19 protein-coding genes are annotated in these 18,919 nt (G+C 71.3%); 5 read left to right on the forward strand and 14 right to left on the reverse strand.

The window, feature by feature from the left end; translation table 11 throughout:
• The first annotated feature begins 61 nt into the window (after nucleotides 1-61).
• Nucleotides 62-1,102, forward strand: coding sequence for an L-glyceraldehyde 3-phosphate reductase (mgrA, locus tag AB0I52_RS05360; RefSeq protein ID WP_363069102.1), 1,041 nt, complete (start codon nucleotides 62-64; stop codon nucleotides 1,100-1,102).
• Between the two features lie 338 nt (nucleotides 1,103-1,440).
• Here the strand turns inward: mgrA and AB0I52_RS05365 are convergent, their stop codons facing one another.
• From AB0I52_RS05365 to AB0I52_RS05375, 3 genes are all read right to left on the reverse strand, one after another.
• Nucleotides 1,441-1,899 (reverse strand): hypothetical protein, encoded by a 459-nt coding sequence (locus AB0I52_RS05365; protein ID WP_363069104.1) that lies wholly within the window; start codon nucleotides 1,897-1,899, stop codon nucleotides 1,441-1,443.
• A gap of 69 nt (nucleotides 1,900-1,968) precedes the next feature.
• Entirely contained in the window at nucleotides 1,969-2,781 is an 813-nt protein-coding gene (locus AB0I52_RS05370; RefSeq protein WP_363069106.1) for a class I SAM-dependent methyltransferase, read from the reverse strand.
• Nucleotides 2,782-2,847: 66 nt separating this feature from the next.
• Nucleotides 2,848-3,747 (reverse strand): A24 family peptidase, encoded by a 900-nt coding sequence (locus tag AB0I52_RS05375; protein ID WP_363069108.1) that lies wholly within the window; start codon nucleotides 3,745-3,747, stop codon nucleotides 2,848-2,850.
• Between the two features lie 103 nt (nucleotides 3,748-3,850).
• Here AB0I52_RS05375 and AB0I52_RS05380 point away from each other — a divergent pair, with 103 nt between their 5' ends.
• Nucleotides 3,851-4,234, forward strand: coding sequence for a DUF192 domain-containing protein (locus AB0I52_RS05380; RefSeq protein ID WP_363069110.1), 384 nt, complete (start codon nucleotides 3,851-3,853; stop codon nucleotides 4,232-4,234).
• Between the two features lie 79 nt (nucleotides 4,235-4,313).
• On the opposite strand, the gene AB0I52_RS05385 is transcribed toward AB0I52_RS05380, so the two are convergent.
• The 5 genes from AB0I52_RS05385 to AB0I52_RS05405 all read right to left on the reverse strand — a co-directional run bounded on the left by AB0I52_RS05385 (nucleotide 4,314) and on the right by AB0I52_RS05405 (nucleotide 8,917).
• Nucleotides 4,314-5,135, reverse strand: a complete 822-nt coding sequence (locus AB0I52_RS05385) for a hypothetical protein (RefSeq protein ID WP_363069112.1) — start codon at nucleotides 5,133-5,135, stop codon at nucleotides 4,314-4,316.
• A 69-nt stretch (nucleotides 5,136-5,204) separates the two neighbouring features.
• Nucleotides 5,205-6,410 (reverse strand): glycosyltransferase family 39 protein, encoded by a 1,206-nt coding sequence (locus AB0I52_RS05390; protein ID WP_363069114.1) that lies wholly within the window; start codon nucleotides 6,408-6,410, stop codon nucleotides 5,205-5,207.
• Between the two features lie 76 nt (nucleotides 6,411-6,486).
• Nucleotides 6,487-6,879: a hypothetical protein gene (locus AB0I52_RS05395; RefSeq protein WP_363069116.1), complete on the reverse strand. Its 393-nt coding sequence runs from the start codon at nucleotides 6,877-6,879 to the stop codon at nucleotides 6,487-6,489.
• A complete protein-coding gene (locus AB0I52_RS05400) occupies nucleotides 6,876-7,346 on the reverse strand; it encodes a hypothetical protein (RefSeq protein ID WP_363069118.1) in 471 nt (156 codons plus the stop codon). Before AB0I52_RS05400 ends, AB0I52_RS05395 begins: the two co-directional genes overlap by 4 nt.
• Nucleotides 7,343-8,917 carry a polymorphic toxin-type HINT domain-containing protein gene (locus AB0I52_RS05405; protein WP_363069120.1) on the reverse strand — a complete coding sequence of 525 codons (1,575 nt, stop codon included), beginning with the start codon at nucleotides 8,915-8,917 and terminating at the stop codon, nucleotides 7,343-7,345. Before AB0I52_RS05405 ends, AB0I52_RS05400 begins: the two co-directional genes overlap by 4 nt.
• Before the next feature lie 465 nt (nucleotides 8,918-9,382).
• Here AB0I52_RS05405 and AB0I52_RS05410 point away from each other — a divergent pair, with 465 nt between their 5' ends.
• Nucleotides 9,383-9,973 (forward strand): hypothetical protein, encoded by a 591-nt coding sequence (locus AB0I52_RS05410; protein WP_363069122.1) that lies wholly within the window; start codon nucleotides 9,383-9,385, stop codon nucleotides 9,971-9,973.
• A gap of 57 nt (nucleotides 9,974-10,030) precedes the next feature.
• Here the strand turns inward: AB0I52_RS05410 and AB0I52_RS05415 are convergent, their stop codons facing one another.
• The 3 genes from AB0I52_RS05415 to AB0I52_RS05425 all read right to left on the reverse strand — a co-directional run bounded on the left by AB0I52_RS05415 (nucleotide 10,031) and on the right by AB0I52_RS05425 (nucleotide 14,026).
• Entirely contained in the window at nucleotides 10,031-10,762 is a 732-nt protein-coding gene (locus AB0I52_RS05415; RefSeq protein ID WP_363069124.1) for a hypothetical protein, read from the reverse strand.
• Nucleotides 10,763-10,779: 17 nt separating this feature from the next.
• Nucleotides 10,780-13,305, reverse strand: a complete 2,526-nt coding sequence (locus tag AB0I52_RS05420; RefSeq protein WP_363069166.1) for a Tox-REase-5 domain-containing protein — start codon at nucleotides 13,303-13,305, stop codon at nucleotides 10,780-10,782.
• Nucleotides 13,306-13,432: 127 nt separating this feature from the next.
• Nucleotides 13,433-14,026 carry a hypothetical protein gene (locus tag AB0I52_RS05425; RefSeq protein ID WP_363069126.1) on the reverse strand — a complete coding sequence of 198 codons (594 nt, stop codon included), beginning with the start codon at nucleotides 14,024-14,026 and terminating at the stop codon, nucleotides 13,433-13,435.
• Between the two features lie 310 nt (nucleotides 14,027-14,336).
• Between AB0I52_RS05425 and AB0I52_RS05430 the strand changes: the two genes are divergently transcribed.
• Complete coding sequence (locus AB0I52_RS05430) at nucleotides 14,337-14,840, forward strand: DinB family protein (protein WP_363069128.1); 504 nt, start codon at nucleotides 14,337-14,339, stop codon at nucleotides 14,838-14,840.
• 34 nt (nucleotides 14,841-14,874) lie between these two features.
• Here AB0I52_RS05430 and AB0I52_RS05435 read toward each other — a convergent pair whose 3' ends face one another.
• Both AB0I52_RS05435 and AB0I52_RS05440 read right to left on the reverse strand, forming a co-directional pair.
• The gene (locus tag AB0I52_RS05435) at nucleotides 14,875-15,621 is read right to left on the reverse strand and encodes an SDR family oxidoreductase (RefSeq protein WP_363069130.1); all 747 of its coding nucleotides are present in this window, start codon (nucleotides 15,619-15,621) and stop codon (nucleotides 14,875-14,877) included.
• A gap of 44 nt (nucleotides 15,622-15,665) precedes the next feature.
• A complete protein-coding gene (locus AB0I52_RS05440) occupies nucleotides 15,666-16,325 on the reverse strand; it encodes an NAD(P)-binding domain-containing protein (RefSeq protein ID WP_363069132.1) in 660 nt (219 codons plus the stop codon).
• Nucleotides 16,326-16,434: 109 nt separating this feature from the next.
• On the opposite strand from AB0I52_RS05440, the gene AB0I52_RS05445 reads away from it, so the two are divergent.
• A complete protein-coding gene (locus AB0I52_RS05445; protein ID WP_363069134.1) occupies nucleotides 16,435-17,046 on the forward strand; it encodes a TetR/AcrR family transcriptional regulator in 612 nt (203 codons plus the stop codon).
• A gap of 409 nt (nucleotides 17,047-17,455) precedes the next feature.
• Here the strand turns inward: AB0I52_RS05445 and AB0I52_RS05450 are convergent, their stop codons facing one another.
• Complete coding sequence (locus AB0I52_RS05450) at nucleotides 17,456-18,472, reverse strand: YihY/virulence factor BrkB family protein (protein WP_363069136.1); 1,017 nt, start codon at nucleotides 18,470-18,472, stop codon at nucleotides 17,456-17,458.
• Between the last annotated feature and the right edge of the window lie 447 nt (nucleotides 18,473-18,919).

Below are 18,919 nucleotides of genomic sequence, written 5' to 3' on the forward strand. Positions count from 1 at the left end.
CTGCGCAGGCGCCGCACCGGCCCAACCCGGCCTGTCACAGGTCCGTGATAAAGAGGGAAACGTGACTGATTCCTCTTCCTGTTACCAGGCCGCCGGTACGCGCTACGACTCCATGGAGTACCGGCGCACCGGCCGCAGTGGCCTCAAGCTCCCGGCCGTCTCGCTCGGTCTCTGGCACAACTTCGGCGACGACCGCGCGCTCGACTCGCAGCGCGCCATCCTGCGCCGCGCCTTCGACCTCGGCGTGACCCACTTCGACCTGGCCAACAACTACGGACCGCCGCCCGGCTCCGCCGAGCTCAACTTCGGGAAGCTCTTCCAGCAGGACTTCGCCCCGTACCGCGACGAGCTGGTGATCTCCACCAAGGCCGGGTACGACATGCACCCCGGACCCTACGGCGAGTGGGGCTCGCGCAAGTACCTGCTGTCGTCGCTCGACGCCTCACTCGGGCGGATGGGCCTCGACCACGTCGACATCTTCTACTCGCACCGCTTCGACCCGGACACCCCGCTGGAGGAGACGATGGGGGCCCTGGCCTCCGCCGTGCGGCAGGGCAAGGCGCTGTACGTCGGGGTGTCCTCGTACAACTCCGCGCAGACCGCCGAGGCGGCCCGGCTGCTGAGGGAGATGGGCGTGCCGGCCCTGATCCACCAGCCGTCCTACTCGATGATCAACCGCTGGACCGAGGACGACGGTCTGCTGGACACGCTGGAGGCGGCCGGCATGGGCTGCATCTCCTTCGTGCCGCTCGCCCAGGGGCTGCTGACCAACAAGTACCTGAAGGGCATCCCGGAGGGTTCGCGCGCCACCCAGGGCAAGTCCCTCGACCCGGACCTGCTCTCGGACGAGGTGGTGCGCCGGCTCAACGGGCTGAACGACATCGCACGGGGGCGCGGCCAGTCGCTGGCCCAGCTGGCCCTCAACTGGGTGCTGCGCGACAGCCGTATGACGTCGGCTCTGATCGGCGCGTCGAGCGTGAAGCAGCTGGAGGAGAACGTCGCGGCGCTGGCCGGTCCGGCTCTGACCGCAGCGGAGCTGAAGGAGATCGACACCTTCGCCGTGGACACCGCCGGCACCAACATCTGGGCCGGACGGGGCTGACGGTCCGCACGCCGGCGGGTGCCATGCGCCCCCCCTGCGCCGGGGCACAAAAAAACGGGCCGGTCCGTGGGGGGGGTTACGGACCGGCCCGAGGGGGGGTTTCCACCATAACCCTTCGTAAGTGATGCTGTGTGCATCGCCGCCGAATAATTACTCTCCGAATGTGCGGGACTCCGTTGTGAGCACGGAATGCGGGGCTCCGGAGCCCTTGGACCTGCACGGACCCCCGGGGGTGTCGCCTTGACGCCGGAAGCGTCCACGAGACATGCACAGGACGTGCACATTCCGGCTGCGCGCGGCGTCCGGCGGGGTTCGCACCGCCCGGCCGCCGCCTGCCGTCAGGTCGCGGACGCCGCGCCCCGGTGGCCCCGGGTGAACCTGATTCCCACGGTGTCGCCGCCGATGACCACGAAGCGGCCGCCCTCGCAGCGGATGACGGCCTCGTGGACCTCGCCCCGCTCGTCCCGGCGCTCCTCGGTGCTCAGCAGCGTCCAGCCGCCGTCGGGCGGCAGCGGCAGGTGCGCCATCGTGGCGAACTCCCACTGCGCGGCCGGTACGCACCAGTCGGGAAGACGCGGCCAGGTACCGGCGCCGACGTGCAGGGTGCCGTCGGAGGCACAGGTCAGAAGCACCGACTGGCTGTCGGACAGCAGGAATTCAACGGCCTCCGGCTCACCCATCCGCCCCTCGGGGCGGTAGAAGACGCCGAGGACACCGACGATCCTTGCGCCTCTGAGCCATTCGGAGTTCCCCTGCCGCGGGCTGCGCGTGGCTTCCTCGTCGCTGCCGACCCTCATGGCCTGCTCCTTCCCCGTGGGCTCAGCGACCAGAGTGCCATCCTTCGGGCGCTGGAAGGGCATACGGCCTCAGAGAAGCCGCCCCGGTCTGCGAGCCTCGATCAGAAAGCGGGTGCTGTGTGCGACGAACGGGCCCTCGTTCTCGATCTGCTGGTGCAGCGCGGCCAGTTGCGGCCGGTACCGCTCGACGGTGAAGCCCGGCACCATCCAGATCACCTTGCGCAGGAAGTAGACGACGGCGCCGATGTCGAAGAACTCGGTACGCAGCCGCTCGGGCCGCAGGGCGACGACTTCGAGACCGGCCGCCTCGGCGGCGGCGCGGGCCTGTTCCGGGTCGCGTGCGCCACGTGCCTCCGGCGGCTGCGGGCCGAGGAAGTACTCGACGAGCTCGAAGACGCTGGCTGGACCGACCTGCTGCGAGAAGTACGTGCCGCCCGGTGCCAGGACCCGGGCGATCTCGTCCCACCAGGTGGTCACGGGATGCCGGCTGACGACGAGGTCGAAGGCCGCGTCACCGAACGGCAGCGGCGGCTCGTCCGCGTCCGCGACGACGGCCGCGCCGAGCGGGTGCAGCAGGGCTGTGGCGCGGGCGATGTTCGGCGGCCAGGACTCGGTGGCGACGGTCAGCGGCGGCAGCTTCGGCGCGGAGGCGAGGACCTCGCCACCGCCGGTCTGGATGTCGAGCGCCGCGCTCGCCCGGCCCAGCCGCTCCCTCATCGCGCAGGCGTAACCCCAGGAGGGCCGTTCCTCGGTGGCCCGGCCGTCGAGCCAGGAGAAGTCCCATCCGGCCACGGAGACGGCGTCCGCCTCGGTGACCAGGGCGTCGAACCGGGCGCGCCGGGCCGCCTCCGCCGCTTGCGTGTCTTCGGGTGTTCCGGGCATACGGCATGGTCTCAGCCGGGCACCGCCACACGCGACCGTAATAGGAGCGGGGTCAGCGGGACGGGCTCAGGCGGCCAGGCCGCCGAAGAGGATTCCCAGCAGCGCCCCGGCGATCATGAACGGGCCGAACGGGATGCCCGTCTTGCGCCCGGCGCGGCGCAGGATCATCAGCCCGAGGCCGTACAGCGCGCCGAACAGGAACCCGGCGAATCCGCCGGCGACCACGACGGCCCAGCCGTACCAGCCGAGCGCCACGCCCAGCGACAGCGCGAGCTTGACGTCGCCGAAGCCCATTCCGCTCGGGTTGATGAGGAAGAGCAGGAAGTAGAAGCCACCGAGGGCGACGCCGCCGAGCAGGGCGGAAAGCCAGGAGCCGCCGTGTTCCGGGAGCAGTACGGCGACGCCCAGGAGGACGGCGGCGACCCCGGCGGCCGGCAGCGTCAGCTCGTCCGGCAGCCGGTGGACGCGGCGGTCGATGGCCGCGAGGAGCACGGCGACGGGGGCGAGCAGCAGCCATACGGCGAGCTCGGGGCGGTCCCCGGTGGTCGCGGCGACGGCGGCACAGCCGAGGGCGGAGACGACGGGGACGAGGAGGGCGGGTGCGTAGCGCGGGCCGCTCCGGTGCGGCGTCGTGCCGGCGGCACGCGTATCCGCGTCCCTGTCCGTATCCGTGCCGGTGTCGGCGTCCGTACCCGTATCCGGGCCGGCATCCGGGCCCGGACGGGCGGCCTCGGCCTCGGTCCTGGTGGCCGTGTGCACGGCGACGGCCGCCGCCACCTCCGCGCAGGTCGCGCAGCGCGTGGTGCCGAGCCAGCCGCGGCCCGGCCCGGTGAGGGCGTGGCCGGCCGGGCAGGCGTCCCGCCACGCGTCCTCGGGTTCGACGGAGAACCGGTAGGCGGCGCGCGGAACCAGCAGTCCGGTCGCGGCACCCCAGAGGGCGGCGACCCCTATCAGGATGGCGTACACATCACCGACCCTAGGCTCCGGGCGCACAGCGGTCATGGGCCCTGGGGCCCACCGCACGCCGTTACGGACCCAGAGGCCGTCACGTGGCGCTACCGTCATGGCCATGGCTCGATGGCGCAATGGCACAGGAACACTCACGATCACGGACCGAGAGGGGGAACCGGAGACACCGATACCGCTGCGGATCGCGGCCTCGTACCGTCACCGGAGCCGTGGGCTGCTGGGACAGGACGGCATCGACGGCGCGCTGCTGATCACGCCGTGCGGGAGTGTGCACTCCTTCCGGATGCGGTTCACGATCGATGTGGCCTATCTGGACCGGAAGTTGAACGTGGTGGCGGTCCACACGATGAAGCCGGGACGGCTGGGCCTCCCCCGGCTCCGGGCCCGGCACGTGATCGAGTCGGAGGCCGGCGCGATGGCGAAGTGGGGGCTGCGGCCGGGCGTGAAGGTGGGGATCACCCAGAGCGGCGGGACGCCCGGCTGAACGACGGGACGCACGACTGGACGGTGGCCGTTGAGCCCGGAGACGGGGCCGGATTCCAACGGCTGCCCGCCCCCGCGGGTCAGGGCAGCTTCGCGGCCTGGGCGGCGACCAGCGCGGCCGGGAGCTCGGGAGTCTTCGCGTCGAGGAAGTCGGCCACGTAGAAGGTGACGACGGTCGACCCGGTCCGTACCAGCTGGAAGACCAGCGGCACCTTGTCCCCCTCGATGCTCCCGGTCACCTGGTAGGCGATGCTCTCCTGGCCCGCCCCGGGCAGGTTCAGCTGCTTGACCTGGGTGTACGAGGAGGGGCCGTCCTCGCTCGACGTCCGGAATCCGCCCGCGCAGGCCCGGACCGCGTCGCGGACACCGCGCATGAGCTGCTGCGCGGAGCCGCCGGGGTGCGAGGTGAGGATCTCGGTGACGACGGTCTGGTCGTCCTGGCCCTCTTCGGACTTGTCCATGACGGTACGGAAGACGGTGGCGGTCGCGGCGGGCTCGGGGGCGCCGTTGATCACGGCGACCAGGGGCCGGCAGTCCTCGTTCTCGGACTTCTCGGTGCCGGTCTCGTCGCCGCCCTGCATCGGCGTGACCTCGTAGTCCGCCACCTCACCGGTGGTCAGGGCGGCCTTGGCCAGCTCCGCCTTGCTGAGGACCTTGCCGCTGCTGGAGGCGGTCGAGGCGGGGGCCGGGGCTGCGGAGTCACTGGCGGCCACGTCCGGGGTGTCCGCACCGCTCGGCTCCGCGGACGTGCCGGCCGCCTTGCCGTCCTTCTCGGACGGGTCGTCGGAGGGCCCGCAGGCGACGGCTGCGAGGCAGAGCACTGCCGTGGTGGCCGCCATGGCTGCCGTACGTGCCTTCATGTTCTCCCCGTTCCCCCGGCCGACCGCTGCGCCGACGCTCATCCCCTGCGTATACGTACTCCGCACGCTAACAACTGGTGCGCCGCGGACGCGTGGGTCCGTGGGCCCAACTCACGGCGGGCCGGAGCCGAGCAGCGTCCATGCCCCGTACGCCGCCGAGGCCGCGGCGAGCACCGCGAGGACCGTCGCCGCGCGGGCCGCGGAGCGCGGTCGCAGCAGTGCGACGGCGGGCGGCAGCAGGAGCGGGAACGCGGGCATCATCAGCCGGGGCCGGGAGCCGAAGTAGCCGGATCCGATCAGCGAGACGACGACGACGGCGATGCCGTAGACGAGTACGGGGAGCGGCTGGCGCTGCCGTACGCACAGGTACACCATCCACCCCAGGCCGGCCAGCGCCGCGCACAGCCCGAGTGCCCCGGGCAGCGGAAGGCCGAGGATGAACGAGGCGAGGGCCGCGCCGCCGTCGATGCTGTTGCCCCACTGCGCCTGTACGTCGAAGTAGGCGAACGGGCTGCCTTCGCGCACGGCGACGAAGACCACGTAGGCGAGCCACCCCAGCGGCGCCACGATCACCCCGGCCAGCATCCGGCCGTTGCGGCGGACGATGCCGTCGGTGGCGCCTGCCCGGTACTCGCGCACGAGGGTGGCGGCGGCGGTGATCGCGAGGGCGGCGATGAGCGCGGCGGCGGACGGCCGGGTCAGCCCGGCGAGTACGCACAGCGCACCGGCCACGATCCAGCGCCGGGTCAGCACGGCGTACAGCGACCAGGCGGCGAGCGCGGTGAACAGGGTCTCGGTGTACGCCATCGACTGGACGAACGCCGTCGGGTACACCCCCCACAGCGCGGCCAGCGCCACCCCGGCCCGGCGCCCGTACAGCCGCGCGCCGACGGCGAAGATCCCCCAGGCGGCCAGGAGCCCCGCCACCCAGGCGACCAGCAGTCCGGCGCCCGCGAGACCGAGCGGGGTCACCTCCGCGACGCCGCGCTCCAGCGCGGGCAGGAGCGGGAAGAAGGCCAGGTCGGAGTGGATGCCGCCGTCGGCGAGCGTGACGGTGTACCCGTAGCCGTTCTCGGCGACCCGCTGGTACCAGACGGAGTCCCAGCGCTCGGCGAGGAGGTGGAAGGCGTCCTTCCCGGCGCCGGCCGCGGCCACCCAGAAGACGACGAGCCCGACGGCGCGCACGGCCGCGTAGGCGCCGAGCGCCGGGGCTGCCGAAGCGAGGGCGGCGGCGGCACGTCCGCGGACCGGCCGGTGCTCCGGGGGCCGCGGGTGCGCCCGGGAGCGGGTGGCCCGGGGGGAAGGTTCTGCGGACATACGGCCGATTATCTCCGTGCCGGGGTCCTCGGCGGTGGCCGCCCCGGGCCGGGTGCCGGTCCCCGGTGTGCCCGGTTCACCGGCCCTGGCCCGCGGGCGGTGCGGCGAATCCGCGCCGGAGTCCGAGAGCCATCATCGCCGCGTGGTCGCGGTAGTGGCCGGTCCGCTCCATGAAGGCCTGTTCCGACGGGATGAGCGCGAGCAGGGTGACCAGCAGGGTGTGCGCCGCCCGCAGCCCGCCCTCCGTCACCGGAAGGCCGGCGTCGGCGGCCGCCACCGGATCCGCCGCGAAGAGCGCCGGCAGACCTTCGCCGCACTCCCCCAGCACGAACCGCCGCTGCTCGCGGTCGGGCATCGCCGTGTGGAACGCCTCGGTGCACCGGCGCAGCAGTGCCAGCTGATCGGATCCCGGCCTCAGTACCCAGCCCGCTCCGTCGTCCGCCCGCCGGACCCGCAGTCGCGCCCTCATCCGTGCTCCCCCTCGGCCGTCCGCTGTGCTCCGAACGCCCACCGCAGCCGGCCGGCCATCCGGAGCACGGTCTCCCGGAAGTCGCCGACCCGCTCCACGAACTCCGGCTCCGGCCAGATCGTCGCGGACGGAAGCGTGGTGAGGACCGCGTGGAGCGCGTGCAACTGCTCGAAGGTGAGGGTGACGGGGCCGGGCACCGCGTCGTCGTACGAGAGCCCCAGCTGGAGCGGTGCGTCGAGGGACACCTCGCCGGAACCCAGCACGAGCGCGCGCACGGCGGGGGACGTCTCGTCGTACGCGAGGGTGAGCACCGCCCGCCGGAGCAGGTGGAACTGCCCCTCGGTCACGTCCAGCACGTACCGCCCGCCCGCGCCGCTCGGACCGTCCGCACCGATCCGCCGGATGCGGACCTCGGCCCGGGATTCCGGCTGGGAATCCGGCTGGGAACCTGACTCAGCATGCGTCAATTGCGCTTCGCTCCTGCCGTGAACCGGGCCTTGAACGCCGCCTCCGACATCTTGTACCCGTGGATCATCGTGCCGTCCTTGATGATCACCACGCCATTCTCCCAGAGCGCGTCCACCTGGGCGCTCGGATTGTTCGGGTCGGGCGGCCTGGCGTCGTGGTGGGTGAACTTCCGGTTCTTGAACTTCGCCAGGTACTGGGCCATCTTCGTCGGGTCCCCGTCGGTACCGGGCAGCACGTGGTCCTGGGCCCGCTTGATCCGCTTCGCCGCCTCCTCCGCCGTCTCGCCCGGCTTCGCCTGCCGCATGGTCTTGATGACCTGTGCCTGGTAGTCCACGCCGCGGGCCAGATCGGGCCCGTACTTCTCGTCGATCCTGTCGTAGACCTCGTCCTTGATCCCGTAGTTCGGATCGGGGTCGTAGTCCGGGTTGTCGCAGGGGTCGTTGTTGTGGACCAGGGCGCTGCTCCGGGCGCCCACTCCGACGTAGTAGCTGTGGATGCCGTCCACGGACAGGTCGTGCGTGGTGCGCCGGCCGGTGTACGCGCGGGCGGTGAGGACGCGCAGCGTCCCGCCGTCCGCCGTGCGCAGCGCGTCGCCCCGACCGATGTCGGCCGCGTCCGTCCAGCGGTGCCGGTCGGTGAGCCAGAACGGGTGGGTGTCGGTGGCGTCCAGCAGTGCCGTGCCGGATGCGGTACGCACGGTCAGCCGGACGAAGGCCTTGTCCTCGTTCGTGGTGAAGGTCCGCGTGACCGGACGCGCCTGGGTCAGGCCGCTGTACGGGTCCGTGGCCTCGACCCGGTCACCGACGCGCACGTCCTCGATGGCGATGCGGCGTCCGTCGGCGAGAAGCACCGGGGTGCCCGGCAGGAAGCTGTGCTTGACGGCGCAGTTCGGTGGTTTCTTCTCTTCCGGCTTGTCCTTCTTCGGCGGGGTCCTCTTCTCGCCGTCGACTTTCTTTCCGGCTTCTTCCAGGGCCTTTTCGGCGTCCTTGACCTTCTTGCGGCTGCTGATGAGGCCCTTGAGGCCGTCGTAGAGGTCGCCGCCGTGCTTCTTCAGGCTCTTGATGAGCTTGTAGGCCTTTTTCCACTTCCAGGGCGCCCCGTACTTCGCCCCGAGCTTCCCGACCGCGCCACCGATCAGGCTGAGCAGGACGTTGATGAGGGTTTCCGTGCAGGCGCCCATGTCGCCCTGGGTGATGCAGTCCAGCGCGTCGGTGATGCCCAGTTCGTCAGCGAGGATCTTCGCGAGTTCCTTCGCGGCCTCAAGCGCCTTGTCCCCGTTGGACTTCTCGTCCTTCTTCGCGTCCTCAAGGCCCTTCAGCGCCTTGTCGTACTCGATCTGCGCCGGAGACTTCGGCGAACCGTCCGCGTTCCTGTCCGACGCCGGATCACCGTTGCCCGGACGGTTCGAACCCTCCTGTGCCTCGGCGTCACCGTCACCGCCGCAGTTCCCGCCGCCACCGATCCGGCAGACCTGAACCCCGATCTTCTCCGTCAGATCCGCACCGATCCCCGTCGCGACCAACGCACCGACGACCGCCGCGACCACCAGGACGAGACCCAGATACTCCAAGGCCCCCTGGCCCCGGTCGCACCGCCCACCCCGGCCACGGCGCCCACGCCCGCCACGCAGACCCGGTAACCGCGCACCCGTACGCGGCACAGACCTCCGCGACCACCGACGCGCACGACGACGTAGTTCCCCCACCCGTGTCATAACACGACAGTAACGAGCAGACAGGACAGGCGTCTTGGGCCCCTGGACCCATCGGTCCTGTTCAATCCGGCCCAATCCTCGTCCCCGCCCCGGACGCCCGGACTCCTCCCCCTTCGTGTCATTCCGACCGCGCACACCACGGGGAACACGCACCACTCCAGTGCCGCTGCGCCTCCCCGTCTCACGTATTTGGGCCCGGCTTTGGGGCCAACGGCCCAGGTCACCCGGGCCCGTACGCCGTACGCTCGAGCAGCGCCCGGTGGTCGGGGCGTGCCAGGCACAGGCCGTGCGAGTGGACGTCGGAGAGCGAGAGGGAGAACCGTGAGCGGTGGCAGCGGCTGGGGAAGCGGCAGCACGGGGCAGGTACCTCCCGGGCGTGGTCGCGGCAGACCCGGTGGCAGCGGCTCGCTCCTCCCGCTGGCCCGTAGCTGGGCCGTCGGCGCCGTCGTCCACCTCATCGCCGGATATGTGATCGCGCGCGGGCTCGTCGAACAGCTGGACACCGACGGGCGGCTCGACGTGTTCACCTGGCGCCTGGCCCTGGTGCACGTGCCCGCCGTCATCACCACCGCACTGGCGGTTCTCGCCGCCGCCCGCGTCCTGCCCGACGAACAGCGCTCGTCCCGTCTGCTGTACCCGCTCGCCTCGCTCGCCGTCCCGCTGGTGGTGCTCGGCTACGGATACACCGTTCCGTGGGAGGCCGTGGGGGTGGAGGGCGTGCTGCTGCCGGTCGTCACTCTGGTGACCGGCTCGGCCGTGGGCCTGGCCGTCGACCGGCTGATGGAGGACGAAGGGACGCAGTCCGCCGTTTCCGGCTCGTACTCCTGGCGCGACGACGGCGCCGCCGCCATGAACTACCTGGGGGTCATCCTGCTCGTCGTGACCACGGTCGGCGTCGGCGGCAGCATCTGAACCCGGCCGGGTGCGCGGTCAGCGAGCGGCCGTGAGGGCCGGCTCTCGCTCCCCGCGTCAGAACCGGTCGCGGTCGAAGGGTACGGGGAGCGGCTCAAGCGCACCGGCGGCGCGCAGCTCGCGGTTGGCCTCGACGATCGACGCGACGGAGGGGTGCGCCGTACCGCCGCGGGTGAGGTCGATGACGAGGCCGCCGGCCGCGGTGCGCGTGTACGTCCCCGGCAGCCCCTCGGGGGCGAGTGCCGCGCGGCCGGGCGAGAGGTACACGGACCGCCCGCCGCGCGGAACGGTGACCGAGAGGCCGAACTCGCCCGCCACGGCGTCGTACTCGTCGTCGTTGTAGACCTCGCCCCAGTCGGCGTCCCAGCTCGCACCGACCGCGGCCATCACCTCTGCGGAGCGGCGCACCAGGTCCACCGACTCGTCGAGTTCCCGCGAACGGAACTTGACGACGAAGCTGTCAGGAACACGGTTCGCCGAGCCTCCCGCGTTGATCCATGTCGACACCCGGGGGCGGCCGGGGGCGACGGCGGTGCTCAGCGACGCCACCCGCCCGATGTAGTCCGCGTCGGACGCGGGGTTCTGCCGGTCGATGTACGCGGCGACGGCCGACTCGGTGAGCTGAACGGCAGGCGGCGTCTCGTCGTATTCGACCGCCTCGTACCACTGACCGCAGGTACCGCCGTCGATCGCGGCCAGCCCGCGAAGCAGCGCGAGCCATCGCTCCGCCAGCTGATCGGGGCTCTGCTCGCGAACACCCCACATGGCGTGAACAACCACATCCAACACGGCGAACCCCTTCGGCCTCACGGCACTACTGGCGTATGGATCACCTTAATGTCCAGGCCTCGGTCCCTGAACATCTTGCCGGCCGCCTTGGCCACATCGGGATCGGCGAAATGCCAGACCAACGGCTTGCCCCGCGCCGCGTCCAGCTGCCGTGTCGCCTGGTCCACCCAGCGCTTCGTGGCCAGCGAAGTGAGCTCGCCGGCCGCCTCGTCGTAGAACCGCGGACCGCGATAGCCCCACTTCGTCTCGATGAACGTCTGCTTCGCGGAGTCCCAGCCGTCGAACTCAACGGGCTTGCCCTTCAGCTCGTTGAGCGGGACCTCGTACTCCTTGCCACGCCTGACCCCGGAGATCTGTTCCTGGTAGCGGGCGCCCATCTCCTGCGGATAGGCGTACGTGGCGGGGTTCTTCGCCTTCCACTTCCCGTCGCCGCGGTCCTTGGTGGCCGCGCGCGGGTTCTTGAGCTTGTCGTACCAGGACGGCTTCTCCATCTTCGCCAGGCGCTTCTTCTCCGCCTCCCGCTTGGCCTGTTTGGCGGCCTTCTCGGCGTCGTCCGCGTCCTGGTCCGCCTTCTTGGCGGCTTCGGCCTCCTCAGGCGTCGCCCGGCAGTCGCCCTCGGCACGGAACGCGGTCGGCAGCACGCGTGGCGACGACCGCACGGCCGTGGCCGTCATGACGTGGCCGGCGCGGAGGCCGCCCGGACCGGCGGCCGTGTGGAGGGAGGCCACGCTCATCGTGCTCGTGGCCGGCTGCCCGCGTCCGAGGGGGCCGGCGCCGATCGGGCAGCCCTTGTCCTTGACCTTCTTCCCGGCCTCGTCGGCGTGCTCCCGCGCCTCCTTGGCGGCCTTCTCCGCGCCCTTCACGTCGCCGGCCCCGGCCAGCTTCTTCGCCTTCGCCGCGGCTTCAGAGGCCTTCTGGGCCACTTCCCCCAGCCTGCCGAGTTTCCCGAGCTTGCCGAGCTTTCCGAACTTGCCGATCAGCTTCGCTTCGCCGTACCCGGGGATGAAGAGGGAGCCGACGTTCCAGAGACCGGTTCCGATCGCCTGGCCCTCGTCGCCCTTCTTCCACATGTCACGGACGTCGTCGCCGATGAACATGTCGTCCGCGACCTTGAGGCCGGTGGACCCGGACGCCTTGGTCCAGTCCCAGGCGGCGCCGAAGTAGTCGCCCTTGGACCACTTGTCGCCCGCGCCCCCGGAGTCCTTGCTCCACTGGTCCCCGAGGCTCTTGCCGTAGTCCTTGATGCCGTTCCACGCCTTGACGGGATGGAAGACGGTCTCGACCGTGCCGGTGACATCGCCCCAGAAGCCGTCCGCGCCCAAGCCCTTGAAGAAGCCTCCGGTCTGGTGTCCGACGCAGGAGAAGAAGGCGCCGACGCCGGACGTGCAGCCCTCGTCGTCCTTCTTCTCGCCCTGGGTGCCGTCGTAGTCGCCGTAGTCGGCATCCGGACCCGCCGTGGGGTCGAAGTCGTCACCGCCCTCGTCGACCTCGCCGTACCGGGCGGCCGAATCGGTGCTGCCGCCGGAGCTGGAGCCGCCGTTGCCGCTGGAGCCGGTGGAGCTGTCCGGGCCGCCGGTGCCGCTGGAGCCGGTGGAGCTGTCCGGGCCGCCGGTACTGCTGGTGTCTCCGCCTGTGCCGCTGGCCTCGCCCGAGCCGCCGCTGCCACTGCCGCTGCCGGTGCCGCCGCCGGTGGGATCACCGTCCGCGCCGGAGGCCGTGGAACCGCCGGTCTCCGTACCTTCCGAACCGCCGGCGGTACCGGTACCGCCCGAGGCCACGGACCCGCCCGCATCCGTGCCTCCGCCCGCATCCGTGCCGCCGTCAGGCCCCGTGCCTCCGCCCGCATCCGTGCCGCCGTCGGAGGCCCCGTCGTCGCCGGCCACCACCTCGGTGCCGGGTGCGGGGCAGGCGCTGCCGGTGAGCGAGCAGATCGCGCGGTGAACGCCGCCCGTGATCCCGGCACCGATACCGGTCGCCACCAGCCCGCCGATGAGGGCGACGACGACCAGGACGAGGCCCAGGTACTCCAGGGCCGTCTGGCCGCCGTCCCGGCGCCACTTGATCATCCGCGCGAGGCTGAAGGGACGCGGGGCCAGCCGCTGCTCCTGAGGGAGTTCGAACCAATCGCGTGAGCTCGCCCGGAACAGCGCCACGACGACGGCGACCGGCATCACCACTTGGGTCAGCCCACGCCCGCCGCCCCCGCTGAGCGTCGCGAGCCCGCCGAGTGCGAGCCACACGTGTACGGCCAGGAGACCGCGCCAGATCCAGACGCCGCCGACCCGCACGTACAGCGACAGCACGAACCCGGTCACGCTGGGCAGTGCCGCGTACAACAGCAGCCCGAACAACCGGCCGTCGACCTCGTTGACCGACGACGCCACGGTCAGAACACCGATGCCGCCGAGGACAGCGAACACGAAGAGTGCCCGGGTCAGCAGTTGCACCGCCCGCAGCGGTCTCGGGAGCGGCTGTCGCCCCCGGCCCGCCGGCACAGCGCCGATGAATCCGCCACTGCCGCCCGAGTACGCGACTCCGCCCATGCCAGACACGACCAGTCCCCCAACTCGTCCATGTACAACTGCCGTTCGCATCCCCTACCCCGAGGAGATCGGGCACACGTTCGAGCAGGCTACCGCTATCCTCCGTGACCGCCGTCCCCTATTTCCGTCACCTGCTGGGGACTTCACTGCCGTAGACGACCCAGGGGGACTGCTCGAACGAGCTCACCCCCGACAACTGAGGTTGCACGGCAGCGACTTCGGACCGCAGCGCAAGCGTGTCCGGCCAGCAGTCGAAGTACACCGCCCCCTTCACTATGAAGCCCCTCCAGTCGGTCGCCGCCGACGCGCCCTCCCGGTCGACCACGAAGCCGATACAGAGCACCGAGGCCCTGCCTATCGCCTCCCGGATCGCGCGGACGACGGTTTCCCGCTCGTCGCGGCTCAGCGCGCCGAGGGCGAACTGCAGCGCGACCGTCCCGTCGTCCGTCCGCCGGACCCGGGTGGGTATCTCGGCTCCACTGCTCACCCAGAGCAGGAAGTCGACCTGGTCCAGCCGTTGCAGGCCGGCCAGCAGCACCAGTTGGTCCCTGGTCACCCACGACTGGGTGCCCGATGGTTCGGCTCCCGGGCTGACGAGCGTGATGCGCCGAGTGGCCGGGTGCGCGGGACGGACGCCGGCCGCCTCCAGGTCCCCGAGCAGCGACTCGGCATCGGGTCGGCTCCAGCCCACGTGGTACGAGTAGAAGAATCCGTCACTCATGACACCGCACCCCATAAAAGTGTGGCCACCCGCTTCACCCGGACACACCGGCCGAGAGGTGACCGCCCTGCAGATCAGGTAGAGCGTGAAGATCCCTGCGCACCGGAGCGCGCCTGATCGGCCGCCTGGTGGCGGCGTCGGGCGGCTCGCAGTCGGTCACTCATGAGCGTAATCAGCCCTGCCGCCCGGGGCGTGGGCCCACGGGCCCACGCGTGGACCCCAAGGCGACTCCCCGGGGGGCGGAGGCCCGGCCGGGCCTCACGGGTTAAGCGGTGGACAGGACGTCGGTAGGCCACGAAGGTGTACCGCGATGACACGCACCGATTCGCCTCCCGCCTGGGACGAGCGCACACAGCTGACCACGTTCCTCGACTACACCCGCGCGACCGCACTGGCCAAGTGCGAGGGCCTCGCCCAGGAGGACGCCCGCAGGGCCCTGCTCCCGGGCTCGCCCCTGATGACGCTCGCGGGTGTGCTCAACCATCTCCGCTGGGTCGAGTACGCCTGGTTCGAGGTCGATTTCCTCGGCGGGGAGGACGAGGGCCCGTGGACCGACGAGGATCCCGACCGCGAGATGCGCATCGCCGTCGACATGCCGCTCGCCGACGTGATGGCGGAGTACGAGGAACAGTGCGCCCGCTACCGGGAGCTCGTCGCCGCCCATGACCTGGACACCCCGGCGAAGCGTCCGCGGTCCGACGGCCACCACCCCGATCTGCGCTGGATCCTGCTGCACCTCATCGAGGAGACCGCCCGGCACAACGGCCACCTCGACATCATCCGGGAGCTCGTCGACGGCAGCACGGGGGCCTGAACCGTGTCGTCGAACTGCCGCATGCCGCGCGGCGTCAGGCGGCGAAGCCGCCGTCGATGTTCAGGCTGGAGCCGGTGATGTAGTCGGCGTCAGGCCCGGCGAGATACGAAACGAAGGCGCCTATCTCGGCAGCGGTGCCGTAGCGGTCGGTCGCCATGACACCCAGCATGGCCTGCGCGGCGGGTCCGTCGGCGGGGTTCGCTTCGGTGTCGATCGGTCCGGGCTGGATGTTGTTGATGGTTATCCGGCGCGGTGCCAGTTCACGCGCGAGGCCACGGGTGAGGCTCGCCAGCGCGCCCTTGGTCAGTGCGTAGATCGACTGGTCGGGGAACGGCGTGCGGTCGGCGTTGATGCTGCCGATGTTGATGATCCGCCCGCCTGCGCCCATGTGAGCCAGCGACTGCCGGATCGCGACGACGGCGGACCGCACGTTGATCGTGAGCATGGCATCGATATCGTCCATCGCCAGGTCGGTGATCGGCGCGAAGGACCCCACGGCGGCGTTGTTCACGAGAACGTCCAGGCCGCCGAACCGCTCGACGGTCCGCGTGACGGCGGTTTCGACGTCCTGTTCGTGCATGCTGTCGGCGCGGATCGGGAACGCGATACCGCCCGCCGCGACGGCCGCGGCCGCCACGGCGTCCGCGCGCTCGGCGGACCGGGCGTAGGTGAACGCCACTGCCGCGCCGTCGGCTGCCAGGCGGGCGACGATGCCGGCGCCTACTCCCCGGGACCCTCCGGTCACCAGTGCGGTCCTGCCCTGGAGCGGTCGTGCGGTCATGAGTCTCCCTCTCGGTGATGTGGTGCCGGGTCAGGCACCCGTGATCATGGGCGTGCGTGGGCGACGAACCGGGCGTCGCGCAGGTTGCGGGCCAGCTCGGCACGCGTTTGGCGGTCGTGGTGGTTCCAGGCGGGTTGCCCCGGCGCGGTGCGCCAGGACGCACTCAGCGGACTGTTGTCCACGGTGTCGAAGCCGAACTGGTCGTAGAGCCGCGTCACCAGCGCGACGGCGTCGGGAGAATCGCTGGAGACCGACAGCGCCAGCCGGCCGGGGGCACCGGCCCGCCGCCCGGCCGTGAGCAGGACCGGTGCCTGGATGTGCGTGAAGGCCTTGGCGACCCTGGACCTGGGCAACTGCTCCTGGCGCAGCTCGTGCTCGGTCTTCTCGCCCGAGTCGATCGCCGGGATGCGGCCGTCGCGCCATGCCATGTAGTTGTTGGTGTCCAGCACGACCTTGTCGGCCAGCGCCTCGACCGGCAGCCGGTCTGCCGAGGTGAGAGGCATCGCCAGTACGGCGAAGTCGCCGGCGGCCGCCGCGGCCGCCGCTTCTGCGGCGGACGCGCCCGGACCGAGCTGCGCGACGAGGTGAGCCAGCGTCGCGGGACCCCGCGAGTTCGCCAGGACCACTTCGTACCCGTTCGCCAGGGCCGCACGGGCGATCTGGCTGCCGACTTCGCCGGCCCCGATGATTCCGATGGTGGTCACGGCCCCCGCCTCCTCCTTTTGTACCGTTCGGTTGGATCAACGTAACACGTTTTGTACCGATCGATTGGCGAAGTGATCGGCGATCTGTACCGAGCGGTAGGGTGGTGTCGTGAACACAGACAGGCCCCGTACGGGCCGACCTCGCGGCTTCGACGAGGAGGCGGTCCTCGACCGCGCTGTCGAGGTCTTCTGGCGGCAGGGCTACGAGGGCACGTCGATGAGCGACCTCACCGACGCCATGGGCATCAACAGACCCAGCCTGTACGCCACGTTCGGCAGCAAGGAACAGCTGTTCACACGCGCCTTCGACCACTACCGCACGACCAAGGTGGCCTACGTCGCCGGCACCTTCGAGCAACCGACCGCGTACGCGGTCATCGAGAGTTTCCTGCGTAGCAGCGCCGATGCCCTGACGGCCACCGGCCACCCCCGCGGCTGCCTCTCCGTTCAAGGCGGCCTGGCCTGCTCGCCGCAGAACGCCGGCGTCTCCGAGGTCCTGGCTGCCGGCCGGGCCGCCACGGAGTCCGCCCTTGAGCAACGGCTGGCCCGAGCGATTCCGGACGGTGATCTCCCGGCAGAGGTGGACACCCGAGCCCTGGCGCGCTTCGTGATGGTCCTCAGCGAGGGCTTCGCGGTCCACGCCGCAGCCGGTGCCGAACGCAGCGATCTCCACGCCTCGATCGACATCGCACTTCGATCCGTCGCGGCGCTCTGCTCCTGACGAGAGCCCCCGGACCGACGCGTTCGGCTTCAACGTCCATGCCGGGTCCCTGGGGCATGCGTCATTCGACTCGATCGCCACCACGGGAGACGGCTCGGTGGGTATCCAGGTCAGCAAGGATCTTCCGCGGCCGGAGGTCCGGGGCGATCTGACCACCTCCGGAGGAGTCGGGCTGAGCCCGGTGCAGGGCGTGCAGGTGGAACCGGCCGCTGTCGCCCTGAGCGTCAAGCCGGGCGGCCGGATCGGCAAGGCCGCGGTTGGCGGGCGCATCGCGACGCGCGGAGACCATGTGACGGCGGTCGAGATTGACGGCGAGGTGGGGAGCTTGACGGCCACCGGCGACATCCACGCGGAGGGGCGGACGCGGTCCGGGTCGGCTCCGGTGACGTCGGCTTGTCCGCCGTCGAGATCACCGCCGCCGACGGCCGGCCGGAGGTCCCGCGCGTCGAGAGTTGACCTCACCACTGCTTCGGACGCCTGAAGCACCGCTCGAGGTGTTGCGCTGCCCGCAGGTCCCGCGGTCGAACGCGGTGTCCGCGCACCGCACCCGGCTCAGCTCCACGTTGAACTGGGCGCCCGTCAGCAGGGCCAGGTTGGTGAACCACACCCAGATCAGGAACACCACCAGCCCCGCCAGTGACCCGTACAGCCGGCTGTAGGAGCCGATGTACGTCGCGTACAACGCGAATCCCGCCGAGGCCACCAGCCACAGGAGCGCCGCCAGCACCCCGCCCGGCAGTGCCCGGCCCGACCCGCGCGCCGACGCCGGACCGGTCCGGAAGAGGACCGTGATCAGGCAGGCGACCAGACAGAGCAGCACGGGCCACTTCAGCGCCGCCCACACCGCGTCCCCCAGATGCGCCAGGCCGATCCGGTGTCCGAGCCAGCGGGCCAGCGGGCCGGAGAGCACCAGGGCGAACGCGCTGGTCATCAGGAGCAGCAGCAGCCCGATCGCCGTCGCCACGATGGTGTGCGCCTTGCGCAGGGCGGGCCGGGTGTCCCGTACCCCGTGCATCGCGTGCAGCGCCCGCCGGAACACGGCCAGATAGCTGGACGCCGACCAGACCGCGCTGACGGTCCCGGTCGCGACCAGCAGCCAGACCGCGGTCCGCTGCTGTGTGGCCGCCTCCAGGGGCTGGCGCAGCGCGGCGCCGGACTCCGCCGGCGCGAAGGCGGTGATGTCGGCGATCAGGGCGTCCGTGGCCCGGGGATTGGCCAGCCCGATGACGGACACCGTCACCAGGAGCGCCGGGAGCAGCGCGAGGATGGCGTAGTACGTCAGGGCCGCCGCCCAGTCCGAGAGGTCGTCGTTCCACAGGGAGACGGGCGTCCGCCGCAGCGCGACGGACCAGCGCCGCGTGGGCCCGGGATGCCCGGCTGCCCGGGGCGGCGCCCCGGTGGCGGTGTCGCTGATCTTGCTGAACACGGATGAGTCTCCGGGGGCGTAGGGAGGTGGGCGAGCGCAGTCGGACGCCTCCCTACGCGTGGACGCGGGAGACGCCCTGTGCCGCCTATCCTCTTCTGCTCCGGTTCGCCGACCGTACTCCGTGCGTATCCACTCCGGTTCTCCGGTACGTCCGGCCGGTTCGCCGAGCGACTTCTCCGGTACGTCCGGCCGGTTCGCCGAGCGACTGCCGACCCGTGTGTCGAACCGCCGCACCGCCGGACGGCTCACCCGCGCGAACCGGTCGCCCGCGTATCCAGGTCATGTCCGCGAAGTCCAGCCGTACGCCCGGAGGGCGCGCACCAGACGGGACTTCGCGGACAGAGCGCCTAGGTGTACTGACCCGTGAGGTTGGGGACGCGGCTGGCGGGTGGTTGGCCTTTGAGCGCGGTGTGTCCGCGGTGGTGATTGTAGGTGTGGAGCCATTGC

Source organism: Streptomyces sp. NPDC050423, from assembly GCF_040655445.1.
Lineage (GTDB): Bacteria > Actinomycetota > Actinomycetes > Streptomycetales > Streptomycetaceae > Streptomyces.

Bases quoted from the DNA above. Each gene is read 5' to 3' on its own strand.
- AB0I52_RS05365 (WP_363069104.1), bottom strand. From the start codon at position 1,899: ATGAGGGTCGGCAGCGACGAGGAAGCCACGCGCAGCCCGCGGCAGGGG.
- AB0I52_RS05370 (WP_363069106.1), bottom strand. From the start codon at position 2,781: ATGCCCGGAACACCCGAAGACACGCAAGCGGCGGAGGCGGCCCGGCGC.
- AB0I52_RS05380 (WP_363069110.1), top strand. From the start codon at position 3,851: ATGGCTCGATGGCGCAATGGCACAGGAACACTCACGATCACGGACCGA.
- AB0I52_RS05385 (WP_363069112.1), bottom strand. From the start codon at position 5,135: ATGAGCGTCGGCGCAGCGGTCGGCCGGGGGAACGGGGAGAACATGAAG.
- AB0I52_RS05390 (WP_363069114.1), bottom strand. From the start codon at position 6,410: ATGTCCGCAGAACCTTCCCCCCGGGCCACCCGCTCCCGGGCGCACCCG.
- AB0I52_RS05395 (WP_363069116.1), bottom strand. From the start codon at position 6,879: ATGAGGGCGCGACTGCGGGTCCGGCGGGCGGACGACGGAGCGGGCTGG.
- AB0I52_RS05420 (WP_363069166.1), bottom strand. From the start codon at position 13,305: ATGGGCGGAGTCGCGTACTCGGGCGGCAGTGGCGGATTCATCGGCGCT.
- AB0I52_RS05425 (WP_363069126.1), bottom strand. From the start codon at position 14,026: ATGAGTGACGGATTCTTCTACTCGTACCACGTGGGCTGGAGCCGACCC.
- AB0I52_RS05430 (WP_363069128.1), top strand. From the start codon at position 14,337: ATGACACGCACCGATTCGCCTCCCGCCTGGGACGAGCGCACACAGCTG.
- AB0I52_RS05435 (WP_363069130.1), bottom strand. From the start codon at position 15,621: ATGACCGCACGACCGCTCCAGGGCAGGACCGCACTGGTGACCGGAGGG.